The organism is Paenibacillus sp. FSL R10-2748 (assembly GCF_038005565.1).
Taxonomy (GTDB): Bacteria; Bacillota; Bacilli; order Paenibacillales; family Paenibacillaceae; genus Paenibacillus; species Paenibacillus polymyxa_B.
Genome location: NZ_JBBOTK010000004.1, coordinates 320,788 through 335,717, shown reverse-complemented (window position 1 = coordinate 335,717; position 14,930 = coordinate 320,788). Strand labels below are relative to the sequence as shown.

14 protein-coding genes are annotated in these 14,930 nt (G+C 41.4%); 1 reads left to right on the top strand and 13 read right to left on the bottom strand.

Annotated elements, in window-relative coordinates:
• Window positions 1–21: 21 nt before the first annotated feature.
• The 9 genes from NSS66_RS14580 to NSS66_RS14540 all read right to left on the bottom strand — a co-directional run bounded on the left by NSS66_RS14580 (window position 22) and on the right by NSS66_RS14540 (window position 8,505).
• Window positions 22–930, bottom strand: a complete 909-nt coding sequence (locus NSS66_RS14580; RefSeq protein ID WP_340959228.1) for an ABC transporter permease — start codon at window positions 928–930, stop codon at window positions 22–24.
• Between the two features lie 34 nt (window positions 931–964).
• A complete protein-coding gene (locus NSS66_RS14575) occupies window positions 965–1,975 on the bottom strand; it encodes an ABC transporter permease (protein WP_340959226.1) in 1,011 nt (336 codons plus the stop codon).
• A 405-nt stretch (window positions 1,976–2,380) separates the two neighbouring features.
• Window positions 2,381–2,788 (bottom strand): hypothetical protein, encoded by a 408-nt coding sequence (locus NSS66_RS14570; RefSeq protein ID WP_340959225.1) that lies wholly within the window; start codon window positions 2,786–2,788, stop codon window positions 2,381–2,383.
• Window positions 2,789–2,803: 15 nt separating this feature from the next.
• Window positions 2,804–3,130: a hypothetical protein gene (locus NSS66_RS14565; protein ID WP_340959223.1), complete on the bottom strand. Its 327-nt coding sequence runs from the start codon at window positions 3,128–3,130 to the stop codon at window positions 2,804–2,806.
• Window positions 3,131–3,463: 333 nt separating this feature from the next.
• Window positions 3,464–4,666 carry an MFS transporter gene (locus NSS66_RS14560; RefSeq protein WP_076157394.1) on the bottom strand — a complete coding sequence of 401 codons (1,203 nt, stop codon included), beginning with the start codon at window positions 4,664–4,666 and terminating at the stop codon, window positions 3,464–3,466.
• 107 nt (window positions 4,667–4,773) lie between these two features.
• Entirely contained in the window at window positions 4,774–5,736 is a 963-nt protein-coding gene (locus tag NSS66_RS14555; protein WP_028542287.1) for a helix-turn-helix domain-containing protein, read from the bottom strand.
• Window positions 5,737–5,952: 216 nt separating this feature from the next.
• On the bottom strand, window positions 5,953–6,936 hold the full coding sequence (locus NSS66_RS14550) for a sensor domain-containing diguanylate cyclase (RefSeq protein WP_340959220.1): 984 nt from the start codon (window positions 6,934–6,936) through the stop codon (window positions 5,953–5,955).
• A 24-nt stretch (window positions 6,937–6,960) separates the two neighbouring features.
• Window positions 6,961–7,767: an alpha/beta fold hydrolase gene (locus NSS66_RS14545; RefSeq protein ID WP_028542285.1), complete on the bottom strand. Its 807-nt coding sequence runs from the start codon at window positions 7,765–7,767 to the stop codon at window positions 6,961–6,963.
• Between the two features lie 183 nt (window positions 7,768–7,950).
• Window positions 7,951–8,505, bottom strand: a complete 555-nt coding sequence (locus NSS66_RS14540) for a TetR/AcrR family transcriptional regulator C-terminal domain-containing protein (protein ID WP_023989688.1) — start codon at window positions 8,503–8,505, stop codon at window positions 7,951–7,953.
• A gap of 196 nt (window positions 8,506–8,701) precedes the next feature.
• On the opposite strand from NSS66_RS14540, the gene NSS66_RS14535 reads away from it, so the two are divergent.
• A complete protein-coding gene (locus tag NSS66_RS14535) occupies window positions 8,702–9,196 on the top strand; it encodes a nuclear transport factor 2 family protein (protein WP_023989689.1) in 495 nt (164 codons plus the stop codon).
• Window positions 9,197–9,283: 87 nt separating this feature from the next.
• Here NSS66_RS14535 and NSS66_RS14530 read toward each other — a convergent pair whose 3' ends face one another.
• The 4 genes from NSS66_RS14530 to licT all read right to left on the bottom strand — a co-directional run bounded on the left by NSS66_RS14530 (window position 9,284) and on the right by licT (window position 14,739).
• A complete protein-coding gene (locus NSS66_RS14530) occupies window positions 9,284–10,120 on the bottom strand; it encodes a methyl-accepting chemotaxis protein (protein WP_023989690.1) in 837 nt (278 codons plus the stop codon).
• 275 nt (window positions 10,121–10,395) lie between these two features.
• Window positions 10,396–11,853, bottom strand: a complete 1,458-nt coding sequence (locus NSS66_RS14525; protein WP_023989691.1) for a glycoside hydrolase family 1 protein — start codon at window positions 11,851–11,853, stop codon at window positions 10,396–10,398.
• 31 nt (window positions 11,854–11,884) lie between these two features.
• Window positions 11,885–13,798, bottom strand: a complete 1,914-nt coding sequence (locus NSS66_RS14520) for a beta-glucoside-specific PTS transporter subunit IIABC (RefSeq protein WP_340959218.1) — start codon at window positions 13,796–13,798, stop codon at window positions 11,885–11,887.
• A 107-nt stretch (window positions 13,799–13,905) separates the two neighbouring features.
• Window positions 13,906–14,739, bottom strand: a complete 834-nt coding sequence (gene licT, locus NSS66_RS14515) for a BglG family transcription antiterminator LicT (protein WP_023989692.1) — start codon at window positions 14,737–14,739, stop codon at window positions 13,906–13,908.
• Window positions 14,740–14,930: the final 191 nt, after the last annotated feature.

Genomic DNA, 14,930 nt, shown 5'->3' with positions numbered 1-14,930 from the left:
CCTTTAATGATCTATTTATTTTTATTTGCTAGAGCGCAGTCTAGGATCAAGAACATCCCGCAAACCGTCTCCAAGCAAATTGAAGCCCAAAATAGCTGTCGCAATTCCAAAACCCGGGAAGGTTACAATCCACCACTCACCGGAAATGATATACGCTCGCCCTTCTGAAATCATTGCGCCCCATTCAGCAATCGGGGGTTTCACACCGAGCCCCAGGAAGCTGAGACTGGCTGAGGTGAGGATGGCAAAGCCCATTCCAAGCGTTGCATTCACAAGCAGTGGGGCAAGTGCATTAGGCAAGATGTGGCGAAACAGGATCGTTCCGTTCGTTACACCAATTGCCCGGCTGGCCTCAACAAACTCCTTTTCCCGGAGAGAGATGGTTTGTCCGTGAATCAGTCTGGCGAATTCGGGTATGCCTACAATGCCCACAGCGATGAGTGCACTCATCAGTCCTGGTCCCATCGCTGCAGCAATGGCCATGGCGAGTACCAGCGACGGGAAAGCCAACAGAATATCCATACAGCGCATAATAATGCTGCCCATTCGACCGCCATAGAAACCTGCGATGGCTCCAAGCGATACGCCGATGATAAATGAGATCGACACGGCAATCATCCCGGTCCATATGCTGATTCTGGCTCCGTAAATGACACGGCTGAGAATGTCACGTCCGTAATTATCGGTCCCAAACCAATGTTCTGCACTTGGCGGCAGCAGCTTGTTCGCCGGGTCGGTTACATAAGGATCATGTGGAACGATCCATGATGAGAGGATGGCAATGAGCGTCCAGCCAACGATAAAGATGAATCCGATTAAAGCGAGTTTATTGCCAAACAGTAATCGCCAAAAGGTCTTGCGTTTCGGTATAGCGGTTGCATTGGGCTGAGGTACAGCCGCTTTTGCCACCAAATCACTTGCAGTGCTCATCCGAGTACCTCCCCCTACTTTTGTGCTTCGTTCATTATTCGTACCGGATACGTGGATCAATCAATCCGTAAACCAAGTCGACTCCAAGATTGATAAAGCTGTAAATCAGCGCACTTACGAGGGTAAATGCTTGAATCGGTGCGTAGTCAGCCGCCAAAATGGAGTCCGTCACATAGCTGCCCACTCCTGGCCAGGTAAAAATGGTTTCGGTAATAACCGCTCCACCAATCAGGTAACCGACCTGCAAACCAAGTACGGTAAGTGTTGGAATAAAGGCGTTAATGAGTGCGTGCTTATAAATAACAATTCCTTCGCGCAGACCTTTGGCTCTGGCTGTGCGAACAAAATCCTGACCGATCACTTCCAGCATGCTGGAACGCATCATCCGTGCCACAATCGCCATAGTGCCTGTACTGAGACAGACTGCTGGCAGAACCAAATGGGATAAACTGCTTTTTAAAGCTACAAAATCACCGGTCATCAAACTATCGAGTACATAAAGTCCCGTAACGTGCGTCGGCGGATTGATGTCACCGCTAATTCGACCCATGGGCGCAGGAGCGATGCCCCATTTAGCATAGAAGATATAAATGAATAACAGGCCAATCCAGAAAATGGGCATACATGCACCGATCAAGGAAAACACACGTGAAATGTGATCCACAATCGATTCTTTACGGGTTGCTGCCAGGATGCCGATTGGGATTGAAACCAGAATCGCAATAACCAAGCTTGCCAGCGCCAACTCGATGGTTGCTGGAAACCGGGTAGCAAAGTCGCTTGCCACTGACTGTCCGGTGTGATAAGCCTGACCCAGATCACCTTGGAACAATCCAACTACATAATGAAAAAATTGAATGTACTTCGGTTGATCCAGTCCCATGCTGCTTCGAATATTTTCAATCGTCTCGGGTGTAGCCTGTTCCCCCGCAAGCATCACGGCAGGATCACCCGGAAGCACTCTTGAGATCATGAATGTAATGACGACAATACCAAGCAGTGCCGGAATCATTTGTATCAATCTACGTAGTGTGTATACGGCCACAGCCTGTCCCTCCTTATCCGTAATTCCTCGTGTCTTTGTCACCTTTCTTTTCATCACTTGTTATTTTTATTCATTGTACTAAGGAACAAGAACGGTTTCCACGTCCTGAATAACTAAAAATAATGACGAATTTTGTCGTTTGCGCACTAAAGTTACTCACCATGTTATTTAAATGTCGTGTTTTATTCGAATATAGAAATCAAAATCAGCATGATGCCAAAAAAAGCGGTCCCCTTTCAAAAGGAAATCGCTTGTTTTTTATATATAGATTGTAGTATTAGGCCGATCAGGAAAGGAGAAATAATCGCGAGCACTGCAAAGAACGAGGTGTTCGACTCAGCAGCTTGCTGTCCGGTCGCACCTTGAAGCGAGGGGGAGCGAAAATACGTATTGCTTTGTCTTTCTCTATAGATTTCCAGTCACGATAATACCATTTGCTTTCTTCAGGTGTGCTCTGACCCAAGCTATAAAGGAATCGATAAATATGCGCAATTCCGGCTCCTTGGCAGGCCAAGCATCCAATTCTGTTAATATCTCATGCCATATCGACTCCGGAATCGGATTATCCCAATAGGGATCAAAAGCCTCATACGTTTCCCCCGTATCAGGATCGTCAAGTGGATATTTGGACTTTAACGCAGACAACACGATATCAAAGTCATCTGCGTAGATAAAGATTATCTCCTCCAGCTTTGGTTCATCCGTATCCCTATAACGCAGCGGTTCAAAAGTATATCCAATATTGGCTCGTGGACCACTATAGCGATAGATTAGTGTCTGAATCTCTTTTTTGTCCTTCTTACTCAATCTCACCACTCCTTTCTTCGGCTACAACTCGAACCAATCCGCAGCGCATTTCTCTTCTTCCAGCACCCTGCACATTCCTTCCCTCAACCTCACCGCATCTCCGCCGCCGATATGAAATAGACAATAGATATAAGGTTCACCATCTTTTAACCCTTCAATATTCCTTGCCTCTTCCACAGACACCTGGAACGCCTCAGGCCAATCGGGATCATTTTGAAGCAGGACAAAGCCATCCTCATCCCTTTGCATCCGATATCCGTCAATCCTAGGCAATGCTTCAGCTAAACGATCCATTAGCACTTGAATATCCTTAACATCTGCGACTTTAATTCCATACTCCCAACCCATCTGCATCCCTCCAATTTTATGAACTCCTCCTTAACTAGCCCCCCCTAAATCGGATTTCACCTTCTCATTCACCTCAGGAGTTCAGTCGTAGTCCGCATATAAGAGGTACTTTTTTGTTTAAAGCCACCCACTTTTGCTGGATTTCCATGAGCCTCCCACTTTCCTTCTGCTTTCCCTGAATTTTCTTAAAACTTATTATAATAGATATCTAAACTATGTAGTTTATGAATTAGCAAATTGAGACCTTTTGACTATCATTCAAACCAGCAAACAAAATAGGCTTCTCGTGAATATAGCACGGAAGCCTATGGGTTCATCAAACAATTCTTTTATTTATTTGGTCCTCTGAGATACCAGCTCACTATTCCCTTTTCTCTTTCTTACCCCCAACATAATGATGGCCATAACAGCTACTAGAGCTGCTATAAGAGCAAAAGGAATATATTTGTCCACCCGATATAGCGTCGTTGTCAAAATAGGAGCAATAATTGCAGAAATCCCTTGGACAGTGGCCACCAGACCAGCGGCTCCCCCTTGCTGTTCTTTACTAACAGAAAGAGAAGCCCCAGCCATAAATCCAGGCATAAGCAAGCCTGTACCTATACCAAACATAAAGAACGCTAAATAGTAAACAACCATGCTGGCTGACATGAGGAATATCAGCATACCGGCAATAAGGAACAGAGAACCGAGCAAAATCATCGGCTTGGGTTGCCATTTAAGCCATTTCATCTGAACGATCTGTACAATCAACATGGCTGCACCGGAAAACATAAGTCCAAAGGAAACCACTCTTGCTGTTTCTTCGGATGAAAGGCCTAGTTGATCTTGAAAATAAAATCCGCCTATAACCTGGATGGTCACAATACTAATCATCGTAACCAAACCTGCAAACAAATACATTCGTAGACCGGGTTGAAACGGGTTAATCCGAGCTGGCTTTTGCTGAATAACGGGTTTGGCAGACGGAATTGCCAGCAAGGCCACTACAAATGCTACAGCCGCAATCACGATCCCAAAATATAGAGGCCACAGCAAGCCTATTAAAGTAAAGGCACCTGCAATAGCAGGCCCAAATACTAATCCAAGTCCATTGGCTGCGCTAATGATAGCCATCCCACTGCCTCGATCTTCTCCCTCGGTCACATCTCCCATATAAGCTTGGGAGGATGACAATACCGCCGGGATAAACCCGCCGATCAAACCGCGTGTAACAATTAACAGGACTAACAGCAGCCCCCCGCTGAGCCAACCTTTTAATCCTACAAAAAGAGTAAGCGTAAACAGCAAGCAGCTTACACACATCCCTATGAATCCAAGCAGAATCACAGGCTTGCGTCCCTTTGCATCACTCAGATTTCCCCATATTGGGGCCATTAAGGCCATCGTTATGGAGCCAAGCGATATAATTAACCCAGAATGACTTTCTCTTAATCCCAACTCACGAATAAGGGGCGGCATAATTGGAGCAATGAGCATGAGCCCAAGCATAGCCACAAATACACTGAAAAAGATGCTCCCTTTTATTCTATTCACCCTCGCACACTCCTCTGTTATAGATTCTCTCTATGCAGAAGTATACGAGTCACAGCACCACTCTACTGCCTATATACGGATTATTCTACGGTTAAACGGATTTTATTTTAAAATACCTTCTTTAAGGATGATGGCTTCACTCCGTATTCCCGGAAAAATTGCTCTGAAAATGCACTCACATTGCTATATCCTACAGCCATCGCAGCTTCAGTCACATTGCTTTCTTGGCTTCGGAGCAGCTTCATCGCATAATCAAGACGAATTTGGCGCAAATATTCAAATACAGTAGTTCCAAAGCAGGCTTTGAATCCTTTTTTTAATTTAAAATCGTTTAATCCAACCTTTTTGGATAATGTGATCAGTGAGGGTGGATCAATCATGCTGAACTCAAGTATCTCCCGAGCCATATGCAGCTTTCTAACATCTTCTTTAGACAAACCTTCGGGCATAGGTGTTAAATCAAATAATTGAATCATAAATCGATTTAAAATCTCAAGTGCTGCTGCTTCCATTAACAAAGGCGATTTATGCACACTTTTCAAGTCTTTGATCAAATGTTCAATCATCACTATACTTCTGTGATCCAGTTCAAAACTAAAGTGATGGAATGCAGCTCCCTTAAGAATTTGATTAAATTCAATAGCTACCTGCCGACGAGCCGCTAACTGTGAAGCCGCATAATTAAACAACGAAATCGGAATGCCAAGTGCAAATGATTTGTATTGTTCGTTAACCGGAGGATGAAAGCAAGCTTTAAAATCCTGTAAAAAAATAAGTGCCCCCTGTCCCATCGGGAGTGTATAATCCAACCCAGCCACATTCACATGACGTTGACCCGAAAGCGCAAATTGGAGCTCAATCATTTGTCCACTGGAAGCAAAGTTGGTCGGATACGGCTCGTGATATTGAATATGCGAATACACGATCTCAATTCCACTATAAGTTGTAACTCGGTAGATATGTCCATGGCCCGCTTCCGGTAAAATCATATACGTATGCTCGTTCTGTTGTCTGAACGGGGTCTTTTCCAAATAATGCTGATATATTAATGATAACGAATTTGAATTCACAAGCGTCCACCTCAAATGTTTTCATTCATCCTGATCCTTCGAATGAGAATCGTTATCAATAATAGTAGCTGAATTTGTATGGTTTGACCAGACCTATTGGAGTAAGCTGTGGAGACATTCCGGGGCTTTTATAATAAAAAGCCCGCCGTAAGAGGCAGGCTCGGCTAATTAGCTCTAAGGCGTGTCAGCTCTTAATTCCCTTTATTAAGACTTTATCTATCTCTTTACGAGATTTGCTGAATGAGTGACCCGATTTCTCCCGCCACTTTTGGAAGCATACAGAGCCAAATCCGCTTGATGAACAATCGTTTGTTCCGTATCCTCTTGCGTAACCGTTGCCACACCAATACTCACAGTAATAGCATATTCTCCCCAATCCATCGAGGCCGTCGTGGAGCGGTATCTTTCCGCTGTAAGAATAGCTCCTTCTTGATCGTTGCCCGGAAGAATAATTACGAACTCCTCGCCGCCATACCGAGCGACAATGTCCCTGTCCCGTGACATGGATTGCAGTAATTCTGCCAGATTCGTAAGCACTAGGTCGCCCACTGGATGACCATAAGTATCGTTAATACTTTTGAAACGATCAATATCAATGATAAGCAGCGAAAAAGATATTCCACTCCCACGAAAGGATGCGAGGCTAGCTAGTAATTGATCTTGGAAATACCTTCTATTTTTAAGACCAGTTAACGGGTCCGTTGATGCCATCGTTTCAAGCTGGAGATTAATCCTTTCTAGCTCCTGCTGTTTGATTTCATATTCTTCGTGCAACCGTTCAAGCTTCTGGTTCGCTTCATTCGTAGCCTGATATAATTCCTGAAGCTTGGTTTTGGTCTGCAGAATATCTCTCTCATGTTCAATTCGCTTACGCATCATAAGCACTACACAATCAATAACAGTTTCTCCGTTGCGTTCCTGGCGTACCCCGTTTAGAAGTACAGGCACATCCTGTCGATCACTTGTCCTAAACGAGAAGTACATCTCATCGACATGCCCGTACAACTGAATATAGGGATAAAAATAAGTATGAAAAAATAGCTTGTTGGTAACAGACATTGTGGATTCAATCGGCCGTCCGAGCAATTCATTACGGTCATAAAGCAGCATATCCAATAAAGTTTGATTCACCGATTGAATGAAGCCAGAATCCGAGATTGAGAAATATCCACAGGGAGCTTTATCTAATTGAATATCCATTTCATGACTGCCTTTCTCCTGATATTACACACTGGCTAAATACTCTTTAATCAGATCGCTTGTTTCTCCAGGTTGACTTAAGTGAGGATAATGCCCCTTTGCCCTCATCTGTTGAAGCCTGCTGTTTTTAAGATGAGTATGTAAATAATTCCCTACTTCAATCGGAGCAATGCTATCGTCCGAGCACTGGAGAATCAGTGTAGGAATCGAAGCATGCTGGAGATCGACACGGCAATCCGAAAAAAAAGTCACTTCCGCAAATTGTCGTGCAATATGAGGGTCTCTTGAGCAAAAGGTTTTCTCCAACTCTTCGGTTAATTCCTGTCGTTCAGGATTCTGCATAACAATGGGTGCCAGGTAACTAGCCCAGCCAATGAAGTTCATTTGCATCATATCAAGCAATTCATCGATGTCACTCTTATCGAAGCCTCCATAATAATAGGGGAGGTCATTCACATAACGAGGAGAGGGACCGAGCATGACGATGCGCTCAAAATATTGGGGATTGCGGATAGAAGCAAGCATTCCGATCATACTACTAACAGAGTGTCCGACGAATATGACATTTCTTAATTCTAGCGCTTCCATAATATCTAGCACATCTTGGGCATACCCTTGTAAGTCGCTGTATTTTTCTGAATCATAGTACTTAATTTGAGATTCTCCGGAACCTACGTAATCAAATAAGACGATTTGGTAGTTGTCGATAAAGCTAGGGACGATATAACGCCACATATCCTGATCGCATCCAAAGCCATGAGCAAATACGATCGTTTGGCTGCCTGAGCCCAGCACTTTTACATTATTACGTACGAGGATGTCAACGGTCATTATAAATCACCTCTCTGAGGTAGTATCTGTTCTATCAGCTTCTTTTCATTATTATATCGGAAAAGATTTGATTATGGATAATGAATCTCATTCAGAAATACATGTACCCAATATTCTTCTAGTTCGGAGTAACTCTGTTCATTTAACTCATTCAAATTCATATCTGTATCCTCTCCGCGGCATTTATTCATCTAAATGAAAATATTTTTTTATAGGCAAGGGCATCGCAGAGAATATTAATTCGCCTAATTGCTCTGGAGATTCCTTCATGCCATTCTCAAGCCAGTCCTTAGTCACATTCACTCCTCCATAAGCGTTAAATCTTATAGCAAAAAGGATGTCGGGAGGCAACGAAGTCCTATTTGTTTTCTTAAGAATATAATTGGTGTGGCATTCAACCGTATAGTTAAAGATATTATTATAAAAAGACAAGTGCGTATTGTCGTCAAAAGCCTTTTTAAAATAGATGTAATCCTCTTTAATAAACTCAACAATTCTCCCGGCAACACGTCCCCAAGGCTCTTTTTCTATATATTGTTCAATAATTTTATCTGCCTTATCACTATATATCCATGAGATCAGGTCATATTTACTGGAGAAATGATAATAAAACATCTGTCTGCTAACCTGACAATTGTCAGTAATATCCGTTACGGTGATGGACTGGATTGGATGTATTTTGGCTAAGTCTATCAAAGATTCAGCAAGAAGTTCCTTAGGAGTTGTTTTTCGAATCATGTTAGCCCTCACAAAATTTTATTTTACATTTGTACACTATGAAGCATTTGTCTACATTTTTAACACTCTTAAAAATCAGTCTATTATTATTTAATTGCCTATATTTTATACTAATGATGTAAATAGAAGCTGGACAGCCATCTACCAAATGAAAAGGTAATGGTTCAAAATCTTTTTTATAAAGGAGAATAACAGCATGAATCCCAAAAAGATTAAAAATGTAACTATTAATGCTTCATTCAACAGCGAGAATGAAGTTGCTAAAAAGAACATGGATGTCATTGTAGACTTTTTTTCTTTATATTTAGGAGATACGGACAAATTTTATTCTTTGTGGGTTGAAGATAATCCGGCTGTAATTACCCCATTTACTACTGATGATGTGGCAGTTTTGCACAATTCTGTTCAAGAAGGCTGGGATGCTGTAAAAGGCTTCTTTAATCCCATTTTTAATGATATGAAAGGGACATTCGAATGGACCATCGATGAGTTTATAGTCGGAGAAAATCCTAACACGATTGTGACAAAAACACGCAGCCATATTGATATCACAGCGAATGGACCATGGGGAGAAAATAAAAAAATAAAATACAACGGGATCTATGTCCAGATCTTTAAATTTGAAAACAATAAAATCAAATCTTTCGAAGAGTATTATGATACTGCACTGTTAAACCAACAATACTCGTAAATATTTACTATTAGAAAAAGTCTCGGCCTGTAATCTACATTTCCATACGGAATGTACAATTCACAGACCGAGACTTTTTTTCATTCTTTATTCTGCTTCAACATCATCCGTGATTTTTTCTACTAACCCTCTCAAGCCGTGGTTGGTTACATTTAATTGATCAATAATATTCATAAATTCCGTAACAAGCTTGGCTTGCTCTTGGGAGGATACCGCAATCTGTGTGATTTCTTGTTCCATGTTATAAACCGATTGTCTGACGGCTTGCAAGGACTGCTCAATCCGTCCGGTTGCTTCCTTGGTGCCCGTAGACATTTTTCGGATTTCTGTAGCCACAACCCCAAAACCAGCTCCTGCCTCACCCACTCGGGCTGCTTCAATTGCTGCATTTAATCCAAGCAAGTTCGTCTGCTCTGAAATTTCCTTAATGTAGCCGGCCACCTCAGTCACGTTACCGGAGTCCTCAACCGCCTGTTTAGTATTGCTTAAAATTTCTTCGGCAGTCGCACTAAGCTCCTCCGAATGGGCCGCCACATGCTGAATCCCTTCAACTAGCTTGCTTGTAACATCCTCGGCTTGAGTCATCAACTTCTTCAGTTGATCTTGATTATCCATACTATAGGTGATACACATTACGGCCTCGATCTCATTCTGTTCATTCTTAATCGGATGAAAGTAAGAATCAGCAGCGATGCCGAAAACTTCAGCAGCGTAACGCTCTCTGGTCTTTTCACCGCCTACTAGCATTTTGAAGTCTCTGTGTACATCAGGAAGAGGATCGCCTGCTTTGAAGTCATAAACTAAGCTTTTACCCGACTGAAAGAACAGAAATTTTTCCCTGTCCATTACGGAAATTGAAACATCTTGTCGTGCAGCTTCTTTGATAAATGGCATGGCGGTCAAAACAGCTTCTACTTGATTCATAATATGTATCCACTTCCTTATATTTTGATATAAGTCCTATCTTCTATTTCGACATTTTCATCCCATGTGTTTAGTGAATTTAAAAATACTATGGATGATGTTGAGCCCCTACCTATAAACAATCTCCGTAGTTTCCTGAAGGGAATCCATTTTTACGGCCGGGATGCATATCCATTTAAGGTATTGTTTTCATTTCATAATAAATACAAGCAGCGCGTACCGATTAAAATTGGCACGCGCTGACGGTATGACTTTTATGAAACAGGCGCTAAGATTTAATCCAACTGCTCTCCATTGGTTTCAATCACATTCTTATACCAATAGAAGCTCTTCTTTCTGGATCTGGCAAGTGTCCCTTTGCCTTCATTATCCTTATCTACGTATATAAACCCATAACGCTTTTTCATTTCACCAGTTCCCGCACTTACCAGATCAATACATCCCCAAGGCGTATACCCTATTAAGTTTACTCCATCAGCAATCGCTTCTTTCATTTGCTCAATGTGTTGCTTTAGATAATCAATTCGATAATCATCGTGAATGGAGCCGTCTTCTTCCACTGTATCTACGGCGCCAAGGCCATTTTCAACAACCATTAACGGGATTTCATATCGGTTGTAAATGTTATTGAGGGACCATCTCAACCCCTGTGGATCGATCTGCCAATCCCAGGCACTTGCTTTCAAATGAGGATTCTTTAAGCCCATAGATAAATTTCCTCCCACCTTCTCCTGGTTGGGATCGGCACTGACACAAGTAGAGGAATAATAGCTGAAGGTATAGAAATCTACGCAGCCTTCCTTTAAGATGTCCTCATCCTCTTCTTGCATTTTGATCTGAATGTTATGATCTCTAAAATAGCGTTTGGCAAATCCCGGATAAGCGCCTCTTACTTGAACATCTGAGCATAAGAAATTACTTAAGTTATCCTTTTGTTGAGCTAGCAGAATATCATCAGGATGGCATGTAAGTGGGTAGGAACACATATAAGCAATCATACAACCGATTTTAAAGTCCTTATTGATTTCATGACCCAGCTTTACAGCCTTTGCACTGGCAATAAATTGATGATGCAACGCCTGATACAAAACCTGCTCATCCTTCACTGTAGCATGGGCAAGCTCTCCATTCCCCTCCGGCATCATAGCTCCAGCCATGAATGCGCCAAATGACAAGGTTAAAATATTGATTTCATTAAAGGTTAACCAGTATTTCACAACATCTTTGTATCTGTTAAAAAGCACTTCACAATATCTCACATAAAAATCTACGACTCTGCGATCTGACCAACCATTATATTTTTGGGTCAAATGAAACGGTGCTTCATAATGTGAGATTGTAACCAAAGGCTCAATATTATACTTTTTCAATTCTGCGAATACACGATCATAGAACTGCAAGCCTTGCTCATTCGGCTCTGCATCATCTCCGTTAGGAAATATTCTTGACCACGCAATGGACATTCTAAAGACCTTGAATCCCATCTCTGCAAATAAGCGGATATCCTCTTGATAGTGGTGGAAAAAATCAATAGCCTCGTGACTCGGATAGTTCACTCCTTCTTCCAGTATAGGTGTAATTCTTCGGGAAGTCGTATGCGTTCCAGCCGTAATCACATCCGCAGTGCTTAATCCTTTACCTTCTTCATTATATCCACCTTCAAATTGGTTGGCAGCCGTTGCACCTCCCCATAAAAATCCTTGTGGAAATTCCAATTTAGTTGTATTTTTCATTGTTTAATTCCTCCTCAACATTTAATTAAGATTAGACTACGACGGTCAATAAATCTTCTTGATACTCAATCGCCTTCTTCTCTGTTTCAATGACATCCAGGTAATTCGTAGTATTGGCAACGATAACAGGTGTGGTCAAAACATAACCAGCCTCTTTTATAGCTTCCATATCAAACTCCATAAGCAGCTGGCCTTTTTTAACAGCATCTCCCTGTTTTACTTTAGGATAAAAATGTTTGCCTTTTAATTTGACCGTATCTTTGCCTACATGGATGAGGACCTCAACACCGTGATCACTTGTAATTCCAATCGCATGACCTGACGAAAATAATGATGTTAATACACCATCTACAGGTGAAACGACCTTACCTTCAGAAGGTTCAATGGCGATCCCTTTACCCAGAGCACCTGTCGAAAAGGCTTCATCTGTTACTTCAGATAAAGACTTCACTTCACCTTTTAATGGACTCATCACCGTCTCTTGTTTTACTAAAACTTCTCCTCTTGCCGCTCCTGGTGTACTGTCTTCCTTTTTTGCTTCTTTCACTTCATCATCTTTAAATCCGCCAAAGAACATAAGCAAGAAGCCTAATACAAAGCTTACCAGGATACCGATAACAGCCCCATAAAATCCGTTGTCTATTCCTGCCGGACTGATATAGCTCGGGATAGCGAAAATACCCAATCCACCAATAATGTAACCTTTAGTTCCCATCATTCCTATAATACCGCCGCCTACTGCGGATGCTATACAGCTTAAAATAAATGGTTTCTTACGTGGTAATGTAATCCCGTAAATTGCTGGTTCTGTCACACCAAAAATCCCGGAGATGACAGCTGGAATGGAAAGTGATCTCAGTTTTACATTTTTGGTCTTAAACAAAATCGCCAGTACGACGCCCGTCTGAGCAAAGGAAGCTCCCAGCGTAGCCGCAAGAATCGGATCGAATTTAAGCACTGCTAAATTGTTCATAGCGATAGGAACAAGTCCCCAGTGTAATCCAAAGATAACAAACACTTGCCAGAAAGCGCCCATGAGCATACCTTCAATAATCGGACTTAAGTTATACACAAAGAGGGTTCCAGCGCCAAGCAGTTGACCTGCCCAAGTCGAGAGAGGTCCAATCACAATCAACGCTAAGGGTACAATAACTAACAATGTGAAAAACGGAACCAAAAATGTTCTCACTACGCTAGGGATTACCTTTTTAAAGAAGTTTTCTATTTTTGAGCCTACATAGGTGGATATGATAATCGGAAGAACGGTTGACGCATAACTCATCAGAATGACCGGAATACCTAAGAAGGTGATATATACCGGTGACTCAAATATAGTACCGCTAAATAGAGTGTATAGTGGTTTGCCCGAGGCTGTTATCGTGCTAAATGTTGGGTACACAAGCGATGCACCTATAGCCATGCCTATAAAAATGTTGGCATTGAACTTTTTAGCTGACGTATACCCCAGGAAAATAGGAAAGAAGTAAAACAAACAATCACCTAAAGCATTGAGAATTTGATAGGTACCCGATGTAGTAGCCAGCCAGCCCAAAGCTACAAATAAGGCGGTGAAGCCCTTAATCATACCTGTGGCACTTAAGACACCCAGCGTGGGTGTAAATACACCTGAAATGGTATCAATGAATCTATTGAACAAACTCATTTTTTCACCTGATGCTTCTTCTGAATCTCCTGTTTGAAAACCACCTACAGCAGTAACATCAGCATAAACCTCAGGTACATGGTTACCTATAACAACCTGGTATTGCCCGCCACTCTTTACCACAGTGACAACACCATCTATATTTTTCAAAACCTCTGTATTGGCTTTACTTTCATCTTTTAATTTGAAGCGCAAGCGTGTAATACAATGAGTTAGACTATTCACATTTTCTTTGCCGCCGACATTTCTGATGATGTCTTTTGCTAATGTCTCATACTTCATTGTAACTTCCCCTTTAATTGTATTTATAAAAAAAGGCAAAACCAAAATAGATCAAATTCGATCTAGGTTGGTTTCGCCTGCATTACCAGTAACAATCCAAGAGTTATTCAATTTTCTCTTTGGGTCACACGCTGAATATGAATCGTTATATACAGCTTTTCCTCATCTGACAATACCATATCCAAGTATTTCTCAATCTTCAGCATGCAGCCATAAGCCTTTTTGTACTTTGCTTTCACTTGCCTCCACAAAAAATCGTCTTCCAGTTCTACTTTTTCTTTTTTATTTAATCGCTGAAAGAAGAACCTTAAATGCGTAATAAATCGCTCATAACTGATCGAGCGTTCATCTATGGTGGTATTATAAGAGTATTTAATAATATTCAAGATGTCGTGTATTTTTTGAGTTTGCTGAGCAACATCTGCTACCTTGTTGTAGGAGCTGTTTACTTGAGCATTTATTAAATGAAGAGCAATATTACCTGCTTCATCTTCTGACAATCGTTTGCCTGTTTCGTCTTCAATGAACTCCAGTGCTTTTAATCCAACCGCAAATTCTTTGGGATAAAATTTTTTAATCTCCCAAATTAATGGATTTGCATTTTTAAACCCTTCATCAAACATTTTAAATGCATTGTTCATGTGATCCGTAAGCGAAACATATATATAATCGCTCAATTGTGCTTCTAATATGCTTTTTCCATATTCAATGATGTCATAGCATAACGAAACATATTCTGATGGAACATCCTCTAACAATAGCTTGAATTTCTCTGAAGCATCTTTATGTTTAAGCACAAAGACCTTTTCAATTAGATGCTCTTCTACTTGTTCACCTGCACTCTTTTTGAATGCAATACCACGACCCATAACAACAAATTCATCTCTTTTTTGATCTTTGGCTATTATGGCGTTGTTATTAAATATCTTCGTTATGATCATCTAACTGCCCCCCTTATCCCATCAAATTTAAAAAAGGATTTAGTTGCTGGGCGAAATTTCAGATAGGTCACAAGACGGTAATAGCCGATCAAACCTTCGTCGTAAATCAAATGCAAATGTATTGATTTACAATTTCGTGTTATGAAAACGCATTCATAATGAGAGACAAAGCCTTACGTTTTCCCTGAATG